This is a genomic window from Amycolatopsis sp. NPDC004079 (assembly GCF_040610415.1).
GTDB classification, from domain to species: Bacteria; Actinomycetota; Actinomycetes; order Mycobacteriales; family Pseudonocardiaceae; genus Amycolatopsis; species Amycolatopsis halotolerans.
This window is the reverse complement of the sequence record NZ_JBEXMH010000003.1, coordinates 216,705-237,102: the sequence shown is the minus strand read 5'-3', so window position 1 is coordinate 237,102 and position 20,398 is coordinate 216,705. Positions and strand designations below refer to the sequence as shown.

Sequence of the window (20,398 nt, the reverse complement as noted above, 5' to 3'; positions counted from 1 at the left end):
CGAGTGACCGTCAGCTTACCGATTCACCGCGGCGCGAGCAGCACTATCGAGCCGTCTTCCCCGTACAAACAGGCAGGCGCTGGACTCCATCGCGCGGCACCACAACGCGCACCGGCTCGTGCCAGTCGCCCTCGAAGTACCGCTCCAACTCCTGGCTCAATCAGTACAAGCTCAACCTGCGAGGCGAGGGAAAGAACAGAGAAAACGCGATAATCAAGTTGACCGAGTTGATGACCGCCGCGATGACGGGAATGCTCAAATAAAACACGATGGGCACGGTGAAGTGCACCTGCTCCACCCCGGAGTAGCTGCCCGAAGTCGTCACAGAAATGACGTACCAGAGAACGAACCCGATCGCCGCCACCCACCCCGGAACAGCCGTCCCCAGCTGGACTCCCAGGACGGTGTACTCCTTCCGATGCCCGAGATGCCCCGCCGTGAAATAGGAACGCGCCACCACCAGCCCAACCCCGGAAATCATCAAACAGCTCGCCGCGAGCACCCCCAAGACGACCGTCAGCCCAGTAGTCACGTCATAAGAAGTGGGCAGCCCGTACCCGAAAATGGGCACCGCGACAACCATGAGCAAGCCGATTGCAGCACTAGCGGAACCCCAGCGAATCGTGATGACACGAATCCGCCCGACCAGAACCGGCGGAAACCACCGCCCAGGAGACGGCGCGAACGCATCGGGCTTCATCATCGCCCCCACCCCCAGACCCCAGACCCCAGACCCCAGACCCCAGACGCGGTAACTCTCAGCAACCACTAAACCACCCCAACGCAACCCGCGCCCGGGAATCCCCACCCCACCCAAGCAACACAAAATGTGTCCTGGACCACCCCCACACGGCCCAACCCGCCGACCAGCTGCAACCGCTGGCGCCGCGGGGGTCCGGGGGCTCGGCCCCCGGGCAAAGGAACGACCGCCAAACGGAAAAGAGCCCCAGTCGCGCAAGCGGCTGGGGCTCTGACCACGGTGGGCGAGGAGGGAGTTGAACCCTCACGTCCTTTCGGACACACGGACCTGAACCGTGCGCGTCTGCCATTCCGCCACTCGCCCGAGTTGCTTCCTTGAGGCAGCCAGCAAAGCTTAGCAGGGGCTTCTGACGGGTTTCACCGGGGGCATGCCCAACCCTTCCTCCCCCGGATAGGATCGATGCGGAAGCACACGTGTGAGGAGGTTGTCCCCGGTGGGTCGCGTTGAGCGCTTTGACAGGCGTCTCGAGAACCTGGTGGGGAATACTTTCGCGCGCATGTTCGGCGGCAACGTCGTCACGCAGGAAGTGGCGGTTGCGCTCGAGAGGGAAGGCGAGGAGAACGTTCGTGAGCTGGCAGGCGGTCGGCAGCTCGCCCCGAATCACTACATCGTGTCTTTGGGGGCGGCTGACCACGATCGCATGGCCGGCGATGAGCAGCGGGTCACCGGGGTTCTCGCGAGGGCGGTGGCGGAACACCTCGCCGCACAGGGCTGGGACACCTATGGTGACGTCGTCGTATCACTCGAGCGCAACGAGGCGCTGCATACTGGACAGTTCAAGACCCGTTCGTCCGTCGATCCCGACGCCCGCGACACTGCGGGGGAAGGGCCGTCACGGTCGGCACGACCCAGCAACGCAGGAGACCCACCAATGAGCCAGCCCCCCGGCTACGGCCAATACGACCAGGGTGACCCGTACGGCCAGCAGGGCCAGTACGGCTACGGACAGCAGGGTGGCCAGCAGCCCGGGTACGACCAGGGTTATGGCGGTCAGCCGCAGCAGGGCTACGACCAAGGCTACGGCGGCCAGCCCCCCGCGCAGGGCTACGACCAGTACGGCGGCCAGGGCCAGCAGCCCGGTTACGACCAGGGCTACGGCGGGCAGCCGCCGCAGCAGGGGTACGACCAGGGTTACGGCGGCCAGCCTCCCGCGCAGGGTTACGACCAGGGCTACGGCGGCCAGGCTCCGCAGGGCGGGTACGACCAGGGCTATGGGCAGCCGCAGCAGGGGTACGACCAGGGTTACGGCGGGCAGCCCCAGCAGGGCGGCTACGACCAGGGTTACGGCCAGCAGGGCGGGTACGACCAGTACGGCGGCCAGCCGCAGGCGGCTTACGGCCAGGACCCGTACGCGCAGCAGGGCGCCCCGGCTCCCGGGCGGCAGCTGCAGGCGAGCCTCCAGCTGGACGACGGCTCCAACCGCACCTACTCGCTGAAGCAGGGCGCGAACGTGGTCGGCCGCGGCCAGGACGCGGACTTCCGGCTCCCGGACACCGGCGTCTCCCGGCGGCACCTGGAGATCACCTGGGACGGCCAGAGCGCGACGCTCGCCGACATCGGTTCGACCAACGGGTCCACGGTCAACGGCACTCCGGTGCAGACCTGGCAGCTGGCCGACGGCGACGTGATCAGGGTGGGCCATTCGTCCCTGGTGTTCCGAACCCAGGGCTGATCGCAGACCGTCCACAGGGTTCCCGCAGAATTGTCGTGCGGGGGGATCCGCGGCGCGCGTGGCGCCGCGGCTTGCAGGCACAGGCGGGAGCGGACACAACAAGTGCCAGAGCTGGTCGTTCAACTCACCAGAGTGGGCTTTCTCGTGCTGCTCTGGCTCTTCGTGTTCGCCGCGCTCCGAGTCGTGCGCTCGGACCTCTACGCCGCGTCGGGCCTCCGGGTCCAGGTGCCGTCCTTCCGCCGCAACAAAGAGAAGAAGCCGCGGGGCAGCAAGGCCCCGCAGCAGCTCCTCGTCACACACGGAGCCCTCGCGGGCACCCGCATCGCGCTCGACGGGCGGCCGATCCTCATCGGCCGGGCCGACGACTCGACGCTGGTGCTCGACGACGACTACGCATCGACCCGGCACGCCCGGATCGCGCTGCGCGGGGAGGACTGGTACGTGGAAGATCTGGGCTCGACGAACGGGACCTACCTCGACCGGGCTAAGGTCACTGCACCCCTCCGGGTCCCGCTCGGAGTCCCCATCCGGATCGGCAAGACGGTGATCGAGCTTCGCCCATGACTCTCGTCCTCCGCTACGCGGCCCGCAGCGACCGGGGCCTGGTGCGTTCCAACAACCAGGACTCCGTCTACGCCGGCCCGCGTCTTCTCGCGCTCGCCGACGGCATGGGCGGGCACGCCGCAGGTGAGGTGGCCAGCAAGGTCGTCATCGCCTCGCTCGCCCCGCTCGACGACGACGAGCCGGGAGACGACCTCCTCGCCCAGCTCCGCGAAGCCGTCCAGAACGGCAACGCGGCGATCGCCGAACTGGTGTCCCAGGACCCCGATCTCGACGGCATGGGCACCACGCTCACCGCCGTCTTGTTCGCGGGAAACAGACTTGGTCTGGTCCACGTGGGCGACTCGCGCGCATACCTGATGCGCGGCGGCCAGTTCGCCCAGATCACCCGGGACGACAGCTTCGTCAACGAACTGCTCGAACAGGGCCGCATCACGCCGGAAGAGGCGGCGGTGCACCCGCAGCGGTCGCTGCTGCTCAAGGCGCTCACCGGACACGAGGTCGAACCGAGTCTCACGGTGCGCGAGGCGCGTCCCGGTGACCGGTACCTGATTTGCTCCGACGGTTTGTCCGGAATGGTCAGCGACGAGACGCTCGCCGAGGCCGTGCAGATCCCGGATCCGCAGGACTGCGCCGACCGGATGATCGAGCTGGCCCTCAAGGGCGGCGGCACGGACAACGTGACCGTCATCATCGCCGACGTGGTCGACGTCGACTTCGGCGACGACGCCCCGATCGTGGGCGGAGCCGCGGGCGACGGCAGCGACGAGATGCATCAGGGCGACTCCCCCGCGGCCAGGGCGCGCGCGCTGACCCAGCCGCCGCCGCAGCCGCGACCGGAGCAGCAGGCTCCGCAGGAAGACCCGAAGGCGAAACGGCGGAAACGGTTCCGCTGGCTCGTCGGGGCGGTCGTGGTGCTGATCGTGCTGGGCGCCGCCGCGATCGCGACTCGATACTTCGTGCTCAGCCAGTATTACGTCGGAGAGGGACCCGATCAGGAGGTCGTGATCTATCGCGGCGTCCCGGGCAGCGTCCTCGGCATCGACCTGCACTCGCTCGAGCAGGGCTCGTGCCCGCCGGGCCAGCTGTGCACCGACAAGCTCCGCGTCTCCGCGTTGCAGGAGGACGCGCGGATCGCCGTGCAGAACGGCGTGAAGCGCGAAAGCCTCGACGACGCGCGCAAGTACATCGACGATTTCCTGCGTCTCAAGAAGAAGCTGTCGGACTGCAAGCCGACCTCTTCCACGGGCGTCCCGCAGTCGGGTGCGCCCTCGTCCAGCGTGGCGCCGCCCGGCGGCACGCCTTCGTCGGCGAACCAGCCTGCGGGGAGGGACTGCTCGACGGCGGGTACGCCGCCGACGGGGGGCGGTAACTGATGGGCCAGCCGTTGGCCGACCCGACGTCCGCCCAGTTCGCCACGAATCCGCCGCGAGACCTCCCCAAGCGCAGGGGCACGGAGCTCGCGTTGCTGGCGTTCGCGGCGGGCATCGTCACCCTGGCGCTGGTCATCGTCGAAGCCAACCAGGAGCAGGAGCTGACGCTCTCGATCCTGTGGGTGGGACTCGCTTATCTCGGCGTGCTCGCCACGACGCACCTCGCCGTGCGCCGGTGGGCCCCGTACGCCGACCCGGTGCTGCTGCCGTGCGTCGCGCTGCTGAACGGGATCGGGCTGGTGATGATTCACCGGCTCGACCTGGCGAAGGCCGAATCGGCGTTGCAGCGCGGCAAGGAGTACTCGCCGGAGATCACCAAGCAACTGCTGTTCACCGCGGTTTCGCTGGTGCTGTTCGTGATCGTGCTGGTGGTGGTCAACGACCACCGCACGCTGACCCGCTACAGCTACATCGCCGGCCTGCTCGGGCTCGGCGCGCTCGCGCTGCCCGCGGTGCTGCCCGCCAGCCTGTCCGAGGCGGGCGGCGCGAAGGTGTGGCTCAAGCTGCCGGGCTTCTCGATCCAGCCGGGCGAGTTCGCGAAGCTGCTGCTGATGATCTTCTTCGCGTCGTTCCTGGTGTCCAAACGCGACTTGTTCATGGTGGCGGGCAAGAAGTTCCTCGGCGTGGAACTGCCGCGCGCGCGTGACCTCGGCCCGATCCTGATCGCCGCCGCCGCGGCCATCGGCGTGCTGGTGTTCGAGAAGGACCTCGGCACGTCGCTGCTGTATTTCAGCATCATCCTGGTGATGCTCTACGTCGCGACCGAGCGCGCGATCTGGGTCGTCGTCGGGCTGACGTTCTTCGTCGGCGGCTGCGTCCTCGCCTACAACCTGTTCGGCCACGTACAGCAGCGCGTGGAGAACTGGACCGACCCGCTCGGCCCGCGCTACGACGTGCTGGGCGGCAGCTACCAGCTCGCGCAGGGCCTGTTCGGGCTCGGCACCGGCGGCGTCGGCGGCACCGGGCTCGGCGCGGGCCGTCCGGACATCCCGCCCGCCGCGAGCACCGACTTCATCACCGCCGCGATCGGCGAGGAGCTCGGCTTCATCGGGCTGGCCGCGGTGCTGATGCTGTACGTGCTGCTCGCGATGCGCGGCATGCGCAGCGCGCTGGCCGTGCGCGACACGTTCGGCAAACTGCTCGGCGGCGGGCTCGCCTTCACCATCGTGATCCAGATCTTCGTGGTCGTCGGCGGCGTCACCGCGCTCATCCCGGAAACCGGCGTCACCGCGCCGTTCCTGTCCTACGGCGGCTCTTCGCTGCTGGCGAACTACATCCTGGTCGCCCTGATGCTGCGCATTTCGGACGCGGCGCGCAGGCCGGCCTCCCGGCCGAAGCCGCAGCAGCCGCAGGCTCCGATCGCCGAGGCGCACACCGTGATGGTGCGGCGTCCGCCAGCCGAAGGCGACCCGAACGGGAGGACCGCGTGAACGCGCCCCTGCGCAAGGTCGGCATGGCGATGCTCGCGATGATCGTGCTGCTGCTGGCCAACGACACCTACGTCCAGGTCATCAAGGCCGACACGTACCGCACCGACCCGCGCAACCAGCGGGTGCTCTACGACGAGTACTCCCGCCAGCGCGGCCAGATCGTCACGCCGGACGGCACCGTGCTCGCCGGCGTGAAGCCCTCGACGGACAAGTTCAAGTTCTTCCGCACCTACGCCGACGGCCCGATGTACGCCCCGGTCACCGGGTACTACTCGATCAACTACGGCGCGGGCGGGCTCGAGCGCGCCGAGGACGACGTGCTGAACGGGTCGGACCCGCGGCTGTTCGTGCGCCGCCTGTCGGACATGGTCACCGGCCGCGATCCGCGCGGCGGCAACGTGAAGCTCACCATCGACCCGAAGGTGCAGAAGGCCGCCTACGACCTGATGACGCAGCGCGGCTACACCGGCGCGGTGGTCGCGATGGAGCCGAAGACCGGCCGCATCCTGGCGATGGTGTCGACCCCGTCGTACGACCCGAACCAGCTGGCGACGCACGGCACCGACCAGAACAAGGCGTGGGACTCCTACTCCAAGGACAAGAACAACCCGATGCTGAACCGGGCGATCTCGGAGAACTACCCGCCGGGGTCGACGTTCAAGATCGTCACCGCCAGCGCGGCGCTGGAGAGCGGCATCGGCCCGGACACCCAGATCAGTACCGCGCCGAACGTGCAGCTGCCGGGCACGAACACGACGCTGGAGAACTACGGCGGCGAAACCTGCCCCGGCAACACGTTCAAGGACGCGCTCGCGCACTCGTGCAACGTTCCCTTCGCGACCTTCGCGGGCCAGCTCGGCGCGGACAAGATGAAGGCGGCCGCGACCAACTTCGGCATCGGGCAGAACGACCTGACCGTGCCGATGCGGGTCGTCGGCTCGACCGTCGGTCCGCTCGACTCGCCGGGCGCGCTGTACCAGAGCGGCATCGGCCAGCGCGACGTCCGGCTCACCCCGCTGCAGGACTGCCTGCTCTCGGCGACCGTCGCGAACAACGGTTACGCGATGAAGCCGCAGCTGATCCAGTCGATCCTGGCCCCGGACCTGTCGACGGTCGAGAACGTCGACCCGGAGCAGCTCACCGGCAAGCCCGCGCTGTCGCCGGAGAACGACAAGATCCTCACCGACATGATGATCGCGTCGGAGTCCTTCACCAAGGGCGGCGGCAAGAACGACGCGCTGAAGATCGCGTCGAAGACCGGTACCGCCGAGCACGGAGCCGACTCGAAGAACACCGCGCCGCACGCCTGGTACACCGCGTTCGCGCCGTCGGACAACCCGCAGATCGCCGTGTCGGTCATCGTCGAGAACGGCGGCAACCGCGGTCTCGCCGCGACCGGCGGCACAGTGGCCGCCGAGATCGGCCGCGCCGCCATCGCCGCCCGGCTCGGGGGTGGATAGCCGATGCTGTCCTCGGGTCAGCTGCTGGCCGAGCGCTACAAGCTGACGAACCGGATCGCCGTCGGCGGGATGGGCGAGGTCTGGCAGGCGAGCGACACCCGGCTCGACCGGATCGTCGCGGTGAAGGTGCTGAAGGCCGAACTGTCCGGCGACGCCGAATTCCTGCACCGGTTCCGGACCGAAGCGCGGATGACCGCGTCGCTCAACCACGCCGGGATCGCCGCGGTGCACGACTACGGCGAGACGGTCGACGAGGATCTGTCCATCGCGTACCTGGTGATGGAGTACGTGGAGGGCGATCCGCTGGCGGGCATCCTCGCCAAGCACGGGCGGCTCACCGCCGACTACACGCTCGATCTGCTTGAGCAAGCGGGAACCGCGCTGCAGGCCGCGCACGAGCAGGGCCTGGTGCACCGCGACGTGAAGCCGGGCAACATCCTGGTCACCCCCGCGGGCAAGGTGAAGATCACCGACTTCGGCGTGGCCAAGGCCGCCGACGCCGCCCCGGTCACCCGGTCCGGCATGGTCATGGGCACGGCGCACTACATCGCGCCGGAGCAGGCGCTCGGCCAGGACGCGGAACCGGCCAGCGACGTCTATTCGCTCGCTGTGTGCGGGTACGAATGCCTCGCCGGGCACCGGCCGTTCCTGTCCGAGAACGCGGTGACGGTCGCGATGATGCACATCCGCGACGTCCCGCCGCCGCTGCCGCCGGACGTCCCGCCGGGTGCGCGCGCGGTCATCGAGGCGACGCTCGTGAAGGACCCCCGGCAGCGGTACGCCAGCGGCGGCGAGTTCGCCGGCGCGGTAGCCGCGATCCGGGCCGGCCGCCCGCTGCCCACCCCGCTCGGCCTGGTGAACGCCGCCTACGCGGCGGGGCAACCACCAGTGCCGCCGGTTCCGCCCGCAGTGCCGCAGGCGGGTGCCGGCGCGCCGATCGGACCCAGCTCCAATCCGGCGTTCCGGCCGCTCTCGGCTCCGCCGGGTCCGCCGGTACAGCCGGTTCCGCCGCCGAAGCGGAACCAATGGGGCTGGTGGGTGCTGCTCGCGGTGGTCGTCGTCGTGGTCCTGGTGGCCGTGGCGTTCCTGATCGCGAGAGTGGTGTCGGCCGGCAACGGCGGAACGCCGCGAAGCGTGGACAGCGGGAGCGGACCGACCTCAGCCACCCCGGCCGGTACGAGCGAGGCCCAGGGCCTGCAAGGCATGATGACCACACCTTGGACGGAATGGAACGGCACGAAGCGATGACGACACCCAGACTGCTCTCCAATCGGTACGAGCTGGGCGACACGCTCGGCTACGGAGGTATGTCCGAGGTCCACCACGGGCACGACGTGCGGCTGGGCCGGGAAGTCGCGATCAAGGTCCTGCGCGCGGACCTGGCCCGAGATCCGCAGTTCCTGGAGCGATTCCGGCGCGAGGCGCAGAACGCCGCCGCGCTGAACCACCCCGCGATCGTCGCCGTGTACGACACCGGCGAGGCCAGCACCGACGTCGGGCCGCTGCCGTACATCGTCATGGAGTACGTCGAAGGCCGGACGCTGCGCGACATCGTTAAGACCGAGGGCCCGCTGTCGCAGAAGCGCGCGATGGAGGTCATGGCCGACGTCTGCGCCGCGCTCGACTTCTCGCACCGGCACGGCATCGTGCACCGCGACGTGAAGCCGGCGAACGTGATGATCACGAAGAACGGCGCCGTCAAGGTGATGGACTTCGGCATCGCGCGCGCCATGCACGACGGCCAGTCGGCGATGACGCAGACCGCGGCCGTCATCGGCACCGCCCAGTACCTCTCGCCGGAGCAGGCGCGCGGCGAGTCCGTGGACGCCCGGTCGGACGTCTACGCGGCGGGCTGCGTGCTGTACGAACTGGTCACCGGCGAGCCGCCGTTCACCGGCGATTCCCCGGTCGCGGTGGCGTACCAGCACGTCCGGGAGGACCCGCACCCGCCGTCCTCGGTGAACCCGGCGGTGTCGCCGGAGCTGGACGCGGTGGTGCTGAAGGCGCTGTCGAAGGGCCCGGCGAACCGGTACCAGTCGGCCGCCGAGATGCGGTCGGACCTGGTCCGGACGCTGTCCGGGCAGCGGCCGTCGGCCCCGATGGTGATGTCGGACGACGAGCGCACCCAGGTGATGAACGCCGACCGCCGCCAGCCGCCGGCCTACGACGAGTACGCCGACGACCCGGAAGAGGACCCGCGGGCCAAGCGCCGCCGCCGGATCATCTTCGGGGTGATCGCCGCGCTGCTCGTGGCGGGCGTGGTGCTGCTGATCTTCTGGCTGAGCGGATCGTTCCGCGCCAAGAGCGAGAACGCGCAGGTCCCGCCGGTGGTCAACCAGCCGGTGGTGCAGGCGAAGTCGCAGCTGCAGCAGGCGGGCTTCTCGTCGTTCGGGCCGACCAAGAACGTGGTGTGCGGCCCCGAGGCGAACAACCCCGGCGGCCAGAGCTGCACCGAGGACCAGATCGACAAGGTCATCGCGATCGACCCGCAGGTCGGCGCGTCGGTGCCGACCTCGACCACGATCACCCTCACCATCGGGGTGAAGCCGGGCAGCACGACGGTGCCGGATCTGCAGGGCAAGTCGCCGGACGAGGCGAAGTCGGCGCTCGAGCAGGCCAAGCTGAAGCTGGGCAACACGACGTCGAAGAACGTCGACAACCCGAGCGACGTCGGCAAGGTCGTGTCGCAGAACCCGACCGCGAACTCCTCGGCCACCGAGGGCACGCCGGTGGACATCGTCGTCGGGGCGGGTGTCAATCAGAAGAAGGTGCCGAACACGGTCGGCCAGGACTACTCGACGGCGAAGCAGACGCTGGAGAACGCCGGTTTCCAGGTCCAGCGCACCGACCAGGCCTCGGACAAGCCGAAGGACCAGGTCATCGACCAGCAGCCGAACGGCGGCAACCTGCCCCCGAACAGCCCGGTGCGGCTGACCGTGTCGTCCGGGCCGAAGCAGATCCAGATGCCGGACCTGACCGGGATGACCCAGGACCAGGCGACGCAGCAGCTGCAGAGCCTGGGCTGGTCGGGCAGCATCCAGCCGCAGACGACGCACAGCGGCAGCGGCCAGCCGAACACCGTGGTGAAGCAGAACCCGCCGGCAGGCACCCAGATCAGCCCGAACCAGACGATCAACCTGACGATCAAGGCGGACGACGGCAGCGGCTCGACGACGTCGAGCTCCGGCGGCATCTTCCCGCCGGGCGGGATCCACAACCCCTGATCCGCTCGTAAAAGGAGGGCCCGCACGGTGCGCACCGTGCGGGCCCTTTTTCGCGCCGGCCGATCAGTCTTGGTCGAGGAAACTCCGCACGCTGGCGAGCACCTCGTCGACGTCGTGCCCGCCGCCGCAGTCGACGTCCAGCTCTTCGACGGCCCCGGAACGCTTCACGGTGAGCGACACCCGCCGCCCGTCCCGCTGCCCGCGCAACCAGCCGAAAAGCGACCGGCAGAACGTGCCCGCCGACCGGCTGCTCACCATCACGACGACGTCGCTGCCCGCCCCGGCGAGCCGCACCCGGCCGGCGAGTTCGTCCTCGGCGCCGAGCCAGGAAACCAGTTGCTGCAATTCGTCCGCGGAGCCGTCCACGCTGATCGCGGCGATCCCTGCCGTCACGGATGCTCCCCTCCCGGGCCGAACAGACGGCGCGAGGGTAACCGACTCGCTACCGAACCCGGAACCCCCAAATCGGCATTTGCTGAATGCAATTTGCGAACTACAGCGAGTGTTTCCGTCTGCGATGCTGCTTGACCAGCGCGGATACGCACATGACCGCGGCCAGGGAGAAAACTGACGGCATCGCAACATTCACGACCAGCGTGGAAGTCGTCGACCCGGGCTCAGGGGTTCGAGTGGGGGAGAATATTCCCATCGCGGCGGTCACGGCACAACACGTGAGCAGCACCCACAGGAACACCGAGCGCACTCTTTCCGCGTGCTCGCCGAGCCAGGGGAACGCTTCCGCGAAATCGATCCGTCGGCCTTGCCGCAGGCGGCGATACAGAAACGTCCCGGTCACTCCGGCAACCGCGACCATCACCAACCCCGTCGCGAGAGCGCCGAACCTGCTACTGGCGGAAACATCATTGGCCAGCGCGATAGCCAGACCGCCAACGGTGTAGCCAAGGCTGACGTAAAGGACAATCCACTGCAGGCCAACAAGCACCGACCGCCACAGCCACACTGCTTGTTGGCCACGTGGCGATACCGGACGCGGATCGTCCTGAGCCGCTGCCGGAGCGTTCGGGACCTTTTCGGCTTTAGGCCTGCTGGGTTTCGGTTTCACTATCGGCACAACCGGTTCCGCGGGCGTGATCACCGCGGTGTCCAGCTTGGTTCTGATCGGTTCCGGCGCGACCGGAGGATCCGGTTCAACCACCGGCGAAAGCTTCTCCGGCAACGGTTCCCGGCGCAGCAAAAGACTGCTGCTGGTGTCCATCGCCTGCATCTTCGGCCGGGGCATTCCACGGCGCGCGAGAGCCGCGTCGAGCGCGCCGTAGAGATTGTTGACGTCCAGCGGACGCGCGTGAGAACGGCTCGTGAGCAAGGTGAGCAACTCCGCGGTGAACGCGGTATTGCGGTCTCCCGGCGGCGAGAGCGACACCCGGTTCTTCGGCGAGGAAGCGATCACCGTCGTTCCGCGAACCTCGATCTCCCGGGAGTCCAGCCGGGAATCGGACATCGCCCCGATCGCCATTCCGGAGTAACAGCAGTCCAGGATGAGCAACTTGACCTGAGCCGGACTCGTCTCCACCGCGTCGCGCAGGGTGTCGAAGGCGACCGCCGTCGTCTCCGGTTCTTCGGGGTCGGTTTCGCGCGTCGTCAGATAGAGCCGGTCGCGGAGTTCGTGCCGGACCCCGTGGCCCGCGTAGTAGACGAAGAGGAAGTCTTCGGCTTCCCGGGAGTAGCGGCGCAAGCGCTTCGCCAGGCTGGTCGGCGAATCCGGATTGTCGACGACATAGCAGTGTTCCCAGCCGAGAATCCCGGTCCGCGGATCACTGAGCGCGGAACGCAAGTCCGACAGGTTGTTGTGGACTGCCGGCAGGTTCACGAACAGCTCGGACTCGAAGTCGCTCGTGCCGATGAGGATCGCTCGAGACAACTCCGGGTCGGGAAGCGCGCTCACTCCGATCAGGACTCCTGGTCGAGGAATTTCCGGACCGCGGCAAGCACTTGAGCGGAGTCGTCGCCCGAGCCGCACTCCAGTTCGAGCGTGTCCTCGCCCATCGTCAGCTTGAGCGAAACTTTGCGTGCTTCGCGGCGCCGAGCCAGCCAGTCGAATAACGAGCGGCAAAGCGCGGTCGCGGTCCCGCTGGTGGCGATGACGGTAATCGCCTCCAGCGCGCCGCCCATTTCGCCAGGATGCGCCGGTGCGTCTTGGGCCCGGACCCGGCCGCGCAAGTCGTCCTCGTCGCGAAACCATGCCGCGAGCTTCCGGAGCTCGTCATCCGCCGCTTCCGGCATAGTGATCAGGATCGTGCCAGACGCCATGAGACCTCCCCTGCCCATGGGGCTGGGAACCGCATTCGTCCCAGCTCAGGCCGAATATCCTAACTCGGTTCCCGGATTTGCAGAATGCGTCTCGCTCGAGGCTTTGATAAAGATTCAAGACCGGCGGGCCGAAACCGCGCCCACCACCGTCATGCTCGCCGCCAGCAACACCACCGACGTGCCGATCGCCAAGCCGAGCGGACCGCCGTACGGAGTGCCGCTCATCAGCGCTTCCAGCAGCGGATGCACCAGCGGGACCCACTTTCCCAGCAGCACCACGCCAAGCACGAGAACCGCGGCGAGCACTGTCCATCCGATACGCGACACCAGCAGTCGCGAGCACGGCAGCCCGATCGCGATGCCGACCAAAGCGCACGCCACATGGGTCGCCAGTCCAGTACTGACGATCTGCCAATGCAACTGATTCCGATGCGTCGCGGCCCACGCGACAGTCACCAGCGTGCACACCAAGGTGCAGCCGAAAACCGTAAGCACCGCGCCGCCAATAGTTTTCCGGTTGCCCCCAGCGTGATTGAGGGTGATCAACCGCTGCACCGGATCTTCGATGTCGAGCAACGCGATCGTGAGCCAGCAGCCAAGTACGAGAACCCCTGCCCCGCTAACGCCATACAGCGGAATCACCGGCGAACTCGGGTCTGCGTAAAGGATCGAGCACAACGCGAGGTACGCGAGCCCCGCAGGCAGGTACCGCTGCGAATGTCCCAGCAGCGCCAGGTAGTAGCGGCTCACTGCGAGCACGGCGCCACCTCCCGCACCGACCAGCCGCCGGACAGGGCGCGCAGCAGTACGGCGTCGGCGTGTTCGGCGTCGACCGTCAGGACCACGCCGCCTGCCTGGTCGGCGACCGTGTGCACGCCTGGTTCGGCGGACCAGTTGTCGACGCTGGAGGACACCGGCAGCAGCGTGATCCGCTTGCGCTCCGGATGCGTTTCCAGCGGCGCGAGCCGGCCGGCTTCGAGCCGGTACACCTCGTCGGCGTGGGCGCGCACGACGTCCGGCCGGTGGTCGGTGAACACGACGCTCGCGCCTCGCGCCCGGGTTTCCGCGACCAGTTCGCCGAGCACCGCGTGGGTGCCGACGTCGAGGCCGGACCAGGGTTCGTCGAGGATCAGCAGGTCCGGCCGCACCAGCACGGCTTGCGCGAGGCCGACCTTCTGCGCGTTGCCTTTCGACAGCGTCCGCAGCTGCGCGTCCGGGCTGCCGACCAGCGCCAGCCGCTTCAGCAGCGGGTCGATGCCGGACAGGTCGGCCAGCCCGCGGATCCGCGCGAGATGCCGCAGGTACGCCCGCGCGCTCAGCCGCTGGCCGCCGGGGAACCGGTCCGGCAGGTAGCCGACCGCCGGGCTTCCGATGAGGTCGCCGTACGACGCGCGCGACACCCCGGCCAGGATCCGCAGCAGCGTCGATTTGCCCGACCCGTTGGTGCCGAGGATGCCGACGACCCGTCCGGCGGGCACCTCGAAATCGACGTGCGTCAGGACGGGCTCACCGCTGCCGTAACGTTTTCCGACTCCGCTGAGCCGGATCAGCGGAGTCGGGGCGGTCACGCAGTCGCGGCCTTCTGCAGGGTGCGGGTGGCCCGCTCCAGGTCGTCGACGACGGACGGCGCGACCGGGTGTCCGGCCGAGGCCATCCAGTTCGCCAGCATCCGGTGCCCGCATTCGGTGAGCACGGATTCGGGGTGGAACTGCACGCCCTCCAGCGGCAGCTCGCGGTGCCGCATGCCCATCACGATGCCGCTCTCGGTGGTCCCGGTGACCTCGAAAACGGCCGGGTCGATGGTCTCCGGCAGCACAGTGAGCGAGTGATAGCGAGTGGCGGTGAACTCCTCCGGCAGCCCGGCGAGGATGCCGGCACCGGTGTGCCGCACCTGGCTGGTCTTGCCGTGCAGCAGCTCGTCCGCCCGGTCGACGGTGGCTCCGAAGTGCACGCCCAGGGCTTGGTGACCGAGGCAGACGCCCAGCATCGGCGTGCGCGTCTCGGCGCACTTCGCGATCACTTCAATGCTCTGACCTGCACGTTCCGGAGTCCCCGGGCCCGGTGAAACAAGCACGGCGTCAAACTCCGACACGCGATCTAGGTCGACGACGTCGTTGCGCCACACCGTGCAGTCGGCGCCGAGCTGCGCCAGGTACTGGACGAGGTTGTAGACGAAGCTGTCGTAGTTGTCGACGACGAGAACGCGCATGCCGCCAGCCTAGCGGCTCCCACCTGCTGGACCGTACGCCAGATCACAGTGATTGTTAGGATCACCTAACTTACCGTGGACCGGTGAGCCGAATCCTTCGTGTCGCCGTCGTGGGCGCCGGCCCCGCCGGCATTTACGCCGCCGACCTGCTGGACAAGTCCGACGCGGACGTCGAGATCGACCTGTTCGAGCGCATGCCCGCGCCGTTCGGGCTGATCCGCTACGGCGTCGCGCCCGACCACCCGCGCATCAAGGGCATCGTCAACGCCCTGCACAAGGTGCTCGACCGGCCGAACATCCGGCTGCTCGGCAACATCGACTACGGTGCCGACCTCAAGCTCGACGACCTGCGCGAGTTCTACGACGCGGTCATCTTCGCGACCGGCGCGATGGCCGACCGCGCGCTCGACCTCCCCGGCATCGACCTCGACGGCAGCCACGGCGCCGCCGACTTCGTGTCCTGGTACGACGGCCACCCGGACGTGCCGCGCACCTGGCCGCTGAACGCGTCGTCGGTCGCGGTGCTCGGCGTCGGCAACGTCGCGCTGGACGTGGCGCGCGTGCTCGCCAAGACCGCCGACGAGCTGCTGCCGACCGACATCCCGGCGAATGTCTACGAGGGCCTGAAGGCCAGCCCGGTCACCGACGTGCACGTCTTCGGCCGCCGCGGCCCGGCGCAGGCGAAGTTCTCGCCGCTGGAACTGCGCGAACTGGACCATTCGCCGAACGTCGAGGTGATCGTGCACCCCGAGGACATGGAGTTCGACGAGGCGAGCGTCGCGGAACTGCGGTCCTCCAAGCAGACCGACATGGTCGTGAAGACGCTGCAGGAATGGGCGATTCGCGACGAGGGCACCCGTCCGCGGCGGCTGCACCTGCACTTCTTCCACGCGCCGACCGAGGTGCTCGGCGAGGACGGCAAGGTCGTCGGGCTGCGCACCGAACGCACCGAGTACCGCGACGGCAAGGTCGTCGGCACCGGCGAGTTCCACGACTGGGACGTGCAGGCGGTGTACCGGGCGGTCGGGTACCTGTCGTCGCATTTGCCGGAAATCCCGTTCGACCACACCGCGGGCGTGATCCCGAACCAGGGCGGGCGCGTGCTGGACCTGGACGAGAACCAGGTCCCCGGCGTGTACGTGACCGGCTGGATCAAGCGCGGTCCGGTCGGCCTGATCGGGCACACGAAGGGCGACGCGGCCGAGACCGTCGCGAACCTGCTGGCGGACGCGGACACCCTCGCCGCGCCCCGGCATTCGTCGCCGGACGCGATCCTGGAATTCCTCGCCGCGCGCGGGATTTCGTTCACCACCTGGGAAGGGTGGGGCAAGCTCGACACGCACGAGAAGTCGCTCGGCGAGGCCGAGGGCCGCGAGCGGGTGAAGGTCGTGGAACGGGACGAGATGGTGCGGGTTTCGCGCGCCTGAGTCAGTTCACGTAGACGATCTTCCCGCGGGCGTGCCTGCCCTCGCTCAACTCGTGCGCGGCGGCGGCTTGGCTCAGCGGGAAGGTCGCCGCGACGGGGATCTTTAAGCGCCCTTCCTCGGCAAGCTTTATCGCGGCGGCGAGGCCGTGTACTGCCAACGGATCCGCTCCGGGGATCGCCGCGCTGTGGGAGAAATGCACGCCGTGCTGAGGTGCAGTGGCGTCGGTGATCGTCACGACCCTCGCTGGATCTCCGGCGATCTCGATCAGGTCCGGCAGTGCTCCCCCAGCGCAGTCGAACACCGCGTCGACGCTGCCGACCCGATCAACCAGTCCGGGTCCGTAGATCGTCGGCTCGGCACCGAGTGAACGCAGGAAATCGTGGTTGCGCGGGCTCGCGGTGCCGATAACAGTGGCACCGCGCGCCACTGCCAACTGGACCGCGACCGTGCCGACCCCGCCCGCCGCACCGTGCACCAGGAGCGTTTCGCCCGGCAACTGATCCAACACTCGAGTGGCGGTTTCGATCGCGCCCGCGGCACCGCCAGCCTCGGCCCAGCTCCACGCAGCCGGTTTGGCGGCCCAGTGAACGAGAACGGCGTACTCGGCGTTGGCCCCGCGACGATCCGCCGCCGTCATGCCGAAGACGTGCGCACCGGGCTCTATCCCAGTGACTCCATCGCCCACTTCGTCCACCACGCCAGCAGCGTCGTACCCCGTCCGGAATGGGAGCCTCGTACCGTTGCGCGCACCGGACCGGATGGCGGTCTCGCCCGCGGAAAAGCCGGACGCGCGCACGGAAATGCGAACCTCCCCAGGCCCGGCGTGCGGTTCGGCGACATCGGCGACGTGCACGACGCTGGGCGGGCCATACTGGGAAAACTGGACGGCTTTCATGCGTCCGACGGTATTCCGGCAGGTCAGCGGTTCGGGCGGAAGTGAGAGGGGTGAGGGCCGAAGTGAGACGGACCGACGCCGCGCACAACCGCGTGCGCATTCTCGCCACGGCCCGAGTGGCCTTCACCGTCCGCGGATACCGCGTGCCGATGCGGGAGATCGCGCGGCAAGCCGAGGTGAGCGTCGCGACGGTTTACCGGCATTTTCCGACCAAAGACGCGCTGGTCGCCGAAGCGTTCGCCGAGGAGTTGGCGCTGTGCTCGTCGATCGTCGAGGAGGGCCTCGCCGCGGCTGACCCGTGGCAGGGTTTCGTCCTGGCGGTGGAGAAACTCACCGAGGCGCACGCCCGCGAGCAGGGGTTCCGCGCATTTGTCGCGCAACTGCCGCGACGCCTCGACTTCGCCGCCGACCGCGCCCGGACGCTGCGACTGCTGCTCGAACTCATCCACCGAGCGAAGAAAAGCGGCGATCTGCGCGCGGATTTTGTGCTGGAAGACCTCGTGCTGGCGTTGGTCGCCAACGAAGGCATCCAGGTGGAACCGGCTTCCGCCCGAGTCGCGGCGGTGCGACGGTTCACGGCGTTGCTGCTCCAGTCTTTTCGGGCGCATCCGGCTACCGGACCGCTTCCGCCCGCGGTGCGAGTGCCTCTTAGTTAGAACCGAGGAACTTCAGCACGGCCAGCACGCGGCGATTCGTGTCGTCCGAGGCGGAAATGCCCAGCTTGGCGAAGATATTCGCGGTGTGTTTGCCGACCGCGCCTTCGCTGAAGTGCAACCGGCTGGCGATCGCGGCGTTCGAACAGCCTTCCGCCATCAAGCCGAGCACCTCGCGTTCCCGTGGCGTCAAGGCCGCCAGCGGATCGGAAGCATTGCCCGCCACCAGTTTCGCGATCACTTCCGGATCCATCGCGGTCCCGCCCGCGGCGACCCGGCGGACGGCGTCGATGAACTGTTCGGCGTTGAATACCCGGTCCTTCAACAGATAGCCGACCGCACCGGTGCCGTCCGCCAAGAGTTCGCGCGCGTATAGCTGCTCGACGTGTTGCGACAGCACGAGAATCGGCAGCCCGGGTGTCTCCCGCCGAGCGGCGAGGGCGACCTGCAGGCCCTCGTCAGTGTTGGTCGGCGGCATTCTTACGTCCACAATGGACACATCAGGCCGGTGTTCCCGGAGCGCGGCGGCGAGTTCCGGCCCGGAGCCGACGGCCGCGACGACGTCGAAACCGTGCGCGGCGAGCAGGTGGGTCAGGCCGTCTCGGAGGAGGTACTGGTCTTCGGCGACGACGGTCCGGGGTCGAATTGGCACGGCACCTCCACAATCGCCTCCGTCGGGCCGCCCGGCGGGCTGGTCAGCGCCAACCTACCGGCGAATCCGGACAGCCTCCGCTCGATCCCGCGCAAACCCGTGCCGCGCGCGGCGTCGGCACCGCCCTTGCCGTCGTCGGTGACGGTCGCGCGCAGCAACCCGTCGAGATACTCCAGCACCACGGTCGCGCGCCGGGCCTCGCCGTGTTTTGCCGCGTTGCCAAGCAATTCGCACACCGCGAAGTACGCGCAGGCCTCCGCCGGCTGCTCGAGCCGGCCCGGCACCGAGGCCGTGACCTCGACTTTCAACGGACTGTCCAACGCCGCCGCGCGCACCGCGTCGACCAGTCCACGCTCCGACAACACCGGCGGATGGATGCCCCGCACCAGCGACCGCAGCTCGGTGAGCGCCTCCGACGACGCTTCCCGCAACTCCGCGGCCAGCTGTTTCGCCTTGTCCGGATCGTGGTCGATCAAGGCTTCCACCGCGCCGAGCTTCATCCCCATCGCGACGAGCCGGGATTGGATGCCGTCGTGCAGGTCGCGTTCGATCCGCCGCAGCTCAGCGGCCTGCGCGACGTTGACCTCGACGCGGGTCTGGTCCAGCCGACGCACGCGCTGGGCAAGCCGGGACGCCTCGGTCGGGCCGAGCAGCCACCGGCCGATTTTTGCCTGGCACTTGGCGAGCCACGGTGTCGGCAGCAGCCCGACGAACACCGCCGCCAACGCCACCGGCGTCATCGCGAACGCGCCACCGGTGCTGGTCGCCGCGGGCAGCCCGACCATCTCGAACCAGCCGTACTGGTCAGTGATCCACAGCGCGACCAGGCCGTACATCCCCCAGAAAACCAACGCTGCCGACGGCACCCACAGCACCGGCGTCACGAACGACAGCACTACCGCCGCCGCCATGTCCCGCCAGGTCGCGCGGTCGTGGAGCACCCAGTGGATCCGGGCGCGCAGCATCGGCCACCACGGTTCCTCGTACAACTGCTTGCCGAATTGGTACAGCCCGTCGCCGCGCGGCACCGGCAGCGCGGGCGGCGGCACGTACGGCTGAGCGATCCGCACCCCTGTCCAGCGCTCCGCTTCGCGGCGGAAGGTGTCGGCGACCGCGCGGCTGGCCAGCGTGACCGTCGGAAACACCACCACCACGCTGGGCAGCACGATGATTTGGGCGGCTGACATGCCCAGCTGCGCCACGGAGATCGCCCACAGCCCGAGCTGATGCCCGAGCGTCTCGAAATGGCGACCAAGCCAGCTCTTCCCCCGCGGTGCGTGCGGACCGAGCCAGTACCCGGTCCACCGGGCGTACCCGCGCAGCGCGACCGGGCCCGCGACCAGCGAAAAAACCGCGAAACCGAGCGCGACCAGCGGATTCAGCAGCTGCCAGCCGAACTCCCGGGCGGTCGCCGGATCCTCCATGATCCACGTGAAACGTCGGTTCCAGCGGATCCACCACGCGCGCCGGTAGAGCTGGGTGCCGTCGCGGTACCAGCCGTCACGCTCGCGTTCCGGCTCCGGCGGCTCCGGCCGGTACGGACTCGGGATCTCCCGCCCGGCCCACCGGCCGACCAGCTCCCGGGTGCGCCGCGACCGAATCCGCGCGATTTCGACAACCGGGGAGAAGAAGAGCACGAGACCGACGCACAACAGTCCGAACGCGATCAGTTCAAGCAGGAGATCGACCCAGCTCACCACCGCGAGACCGGCGAGTGCCCACGCGCGCCGCACCGACGTCATGGCACCCCCTTT

General features: G+C 68.6%; 19 protein-coding genes and 1 tRNA gene. 9 read left to right on the top strand and 11 right to left on the bottom strand.

Features of this window, described 5'->3' with window-relative positions:
• Nucleotides 1-160 precede the first annotated feature (160 nt).
• Both ABZX37_RS04740 and ABZX37_RS04735 read right to left on the bottom strand, forming a co-directional pair.
• Nucleotides 161-703 (bottom strand): hypothetical protein, encoded by a 543-nt coding sequence (locus ABZX37_RS04740; protein ID WP_354735998.1) that lies wholly within the window; start codon nt 701-703, stop codon nt 161-163.
• A gap of 277 nt (nt 704-980) precedes the next feature.
• Nucleotides 981-1,063: transfer RNA gene (locus ABZX37_RS04735), tRNA-Leu, on the bottom strand.
• Nucleotides 1,064-1,193: 130 nt separating this feature from the next.
• Here ABZX37_RS04735 and ABZX37_RS04730 point away from each other — a divergent pair.
• The 7 genes from ABZX37_RS04730 to pknB all read left to right on the top strand — a co-directional run bounded on the left by ABZX37_RS04730 (nt 1,194) and on the right by pknB (nt 10,540).
• Nucleotides 1,194-2,432, top strand: a complete 1,239-nt coding sequence (locus ABZX37_RS04730; protein ID WP_354735996.1) for a DUF3662 and FHA domain-containing protein — start codon at nt 1,194-1,196, stop codon at nt 2,430-2,432.
• A 102-nt stretch (nt 2,433-2,534) separates the two neighbouring features.
• On the top strand, nt 2,535-2,996 hold the full coding sequence (locus ABZX37_RS04725) for an FHA domain-containing protein (RefSeq protein ID WP_037718919.1): 462 nt from the start codon (nt 2,535-2,537) through the stop codon (nt 2,994-2,996).
• Nucleotides 2,993-4,369: a PP2C family serine/threonine-protein phosphatase gene (locus ABZX37_RS04720; protein WP_354735994.1), complete on the top strand. Its 1,377-nt coding sequence runs from the start codon at nt 2,993-2,995 to the stop codon at nt 4,367-4,369. The genes ABZX37_RS04725 and ABZX37_RS04720 overlap by 4 nt, the downstream gene beginning before the upstream one ends.
• Nucleotides 4,369-5,856 (top strand): FtsW/RodA/SpoVE family cell cycle protein, encoded by a 1,488-nt coding sequence (locus tag ABZX37_RS04715; RefSeq protein ID WP_354735992.1) that lies wholly within the window; start codon nt 4,369-4,371, stop codon nt 5,854-5,856. Before ABZX37_RS04720 ends, ABZX37_RS04715 begins: the two co-directional genes overlap by 1 nt.
• Nucleotides 5,853-7,316 (top strand): penicillin-binding transpeptidase domain-containing protein, encoded by a 1,464-nt coding sequence (locus ABZX37_RS04710; RefSeq protein WP_354735990.1) that lies wholly within the window; start codon nt 5,853-5,855, stop codon nt 7,314-7,316. Before ABZX37_RS04715 ends, ABZX37_RS04710 begins: the two co-directional genes overlap by 4 nt.
• A gap of 3 nt (nt 7,317-7,319) precedes the next feature.
• Nucleotides 7,320-8,564: a serine/threonine-protein kinase gene (locus tag ABZX37_RS04705; RefSeq protein ID WP_354735988.1), complete on the top strand. Its 1,245-nt coding sequence runs from the start codon at nt 7,320-7,322 to the stop codon at nt 8,562-8,564.
• Nucleotides 8,561-10,540, top strand: a complete 1,980-nt coding sequence (gene pknB / locus ABZX37_RS04700; RefSeq protein WP_354735986.1) for a Stk1 family PASTA domain-containing Ser/Thr kinase — start codon at nt 8,561-8,563, stop codon at nt 10,538-10,540. Before ABZX37_RS04705 ends, pknB begins: the two co-directional genes overlap by 4 nt.
• Nucleotides 10,541-10,603: 63 nt before the next feature.
• Here the strand turns inward: pknB and ABZX37_RS04695 are convergent, their stop codons facing one another.
• From ABZX37_RS04695 to ABZX37_RS04670, 6 genes are all read right to left on the bottom strand, one after another.
• Nucleotides 10,604-10,933, bottom strand: a complete 330-nt coding sequence (locus ABZX37_RS04695) for a hypothetical protein (protein WP_354735984.1) — start codon at nt 10,931-10,933, stop codon at nt 10,604-10,606.
• Nucleotides 10,934-11,033: 100 nt separating this feature from the next.
• Nucleotides 11,034-12,443 carry a caspase family protein gene (locus tag ABZX37_RS04690; protein ID WP_354735982.1) on the bottom strand — a complete coding sequence of 470 codons (1,410 nt, stop codon included), beginning with the start codon at nt 12,441-12,443 and terminating at the stop codon, nt 11,034-11,036.
• A 5-nt stretch (nt 12,444-12,448) separates the two neighbouring features.
• Nucleotides 12,449-12,808 (bottom strand): hypothetical protein, encoded by a 360-nt coding sequence (locus ABZX37_RS04685; RefSeq protein ID WP_354735980.1) that lies wholly within the window; start codon nt 12,806-12,808, stop codon nt 12,449-12,451.
• Between the two features lie 114 nt (nt 12,809-12,922).
• The gene (locus ABZX37_RS04680; protein WP_354735978.1) at nt 12,923-13,567 is read right to left on the bottom strand and encodes a hypothetical protein; all 645 of its coding nucleotides are present in this window, start codon (nt 13,565-13,567) and stop codon (nt 12,923-12,925) included.
• Nucleotides 13,555-14,358 (bottom strand): ATP-binding cassette domain-containing protein, encoded by an 804-nt coding sequence (locus ABZX37_RS04675; RefSeq protein ID WP_354736209.1) that lies wholly within the window; start codon nt 14,356-14,358, stop codon nt 13,555-13,557. The genes ABZX37_RS04680 and ABZX37_RS04675 overlap by 13 nt, the downstream gene beginning before the upstream one ends.
• Before the next feature lie 14 nt (nt 14,359-14,372).
• Nucleotides 14,373-15,017, bottom strand: coding sequence for an aminodeoxychorismate/anthranilate synthase component II (locus ABZX37_RS04670; protein WP_354735976.1), 645 nt, complete (start codon nt 15,015-15,017; stop codon nt 14,373-14,375).
• Between the two features lie 110 nt (nt 15,018-15,127).
• Here ABZX37_RS04670 and ABZX37_RS04665 point away from each other — a divergent pair, with 110 nt between their 5' ends.
• Entirely contained in the window at nt 15,128-16,444 is a 1,317-nt protein-coding gene (locus ABZX37_RS04665) for an FAD-dependent oxidoreductase (RefSeq protein ID WP_354736207.1), read from the top strand.
• A gap of 1 nt (nt 16,445) precedes the next feature.
• Here the strand turns inward: ABZX37_RS04665 and ABZX37_RS04660 are convergent, their stop codons facing one another.
• Nucleotides 16,446-17,339, bottom strand: a complete 894-nt coding sequence (locus ABZX37_RS04660; RefSeq protein WP_354735974.1) for an NADP-dependent oxidoreductase — start codon at nt 17,337-17,339, stop codon at nt 16,446-16,448.
• A gap of 62 nt (nt 17,340-17,401) precedes the next feature.
• On the opposite strand from ABZX37_RS04660, the gene ABZX37_RS04655 reads away from it, so the two are divergent.
• On the top strand, nt 17,402-17,995 hold the full coding sequence (locus ABZX37_RS04655) for a helix-turn-helix domain-containing protein (RefSeq protein WP_354735972.1): 594 nt from the start codon (nt 17,402-17,404) through the stop codon (nt 17,993-17,995).
• Here ABZX37_RS04655 and ABZX37_RS04650 read toward each other — a convergent pair.
• Together ABZX37_RS04650 and ABZX37_RS04645 are read right to left on the bottom strand one after the other, a co-directional pair.
• Entirely contained in the window at nt 17,988-18,644 is a 657-nt protein-coding gene (locus tag ABZX37_RS04650) for a response regulator transcription factor (protein ID WP_354735970.1), read from the bottom strand. The two genes, ABZX37_RS04655 and ABZX37_RS04650, sit on opposite strands and share 8 nt — an antisense overlap.
• Complete coding sequence (locus tag ABZX37_RS04645) at nt 18,584-20,386, bottom strand: histidine kinase (protein ID WP_354735968.1); 1,803 nt, start codon at nt 20,384-20,386, stop codon at nt 18,584-18,586. The genes ABZX37_RS04650 and ABZX37_RS04645 overlap by 61 nt, the downstream gene beginning before the upstream one ends.
• Between the last annotated feature and the right edge of the window lie 12 nt (nt 20,387-20,398).

Coding starts and splice junctions, on each gene's coding strand:
- ABZX37_RS04740 (WP_354735998.1), bottom strand. CDS start 703: ATGATGAAGCCCGATGCGTTCGCGCCGTCTCCTGGGCGGTGGTTTCCG.
- ABZX37_RS04720 (WP_354735994.1), top strand. CDS start 2,993: ATGACTCTCGTCCTCCGCTACGCGGCCCGCAGCGACCGGGGCCTGGTG.
- ABZX37_RS04715 (WP_354735992.1), top strand. CDS start 4,369: ATGGGCCAGCCGTTGGCCGACCCGACGTCCGCCCAGTTCGCCACGAAT.
- ABZX37_RS04705 (WP_354735988.1), top strand. CDS start 7,320: ATGCTGTCCTCGGGTCAGCTGCTGGCCGAGCGCTACAAGCTGACGAAC.
- pknB (WP_354735986.1), top strand. CDS start 8,561: ATGACGACACCCAGACTGCTCTCCAATCGGTACGAGCTGGGCGACACG.
- ABZX37_RS04685 (WP_354735980.1), bottom strand. CDS start 12,808: ATGGCGTCTGGCACGATCCTGATCACTATGCCGGAAGCGGCGGATGAC.
- ABZX37_RS04670 (WP_354735976.1), bottom strand. CDS start 15,017: ATGCGCGTTCTCGTCGTCGACAACTACGACAGCTTCGTCTACAACCTC.
- ABZX37_RS04660 (WP_354735974.1), bottom strand. CDS start 17,339: ATGAAAGCCGTCCAGTTTTCCCAGTATGGCCCGCCCAGCGTCGTGCAC.
- ABZX37_RS04645 (WP_354735968.1), bottom strand. CDS start 20,386: ATGACGTCGGTGCGGCGCGCGTGGGCACTCGCCGGTCTCGCGGTGGTG.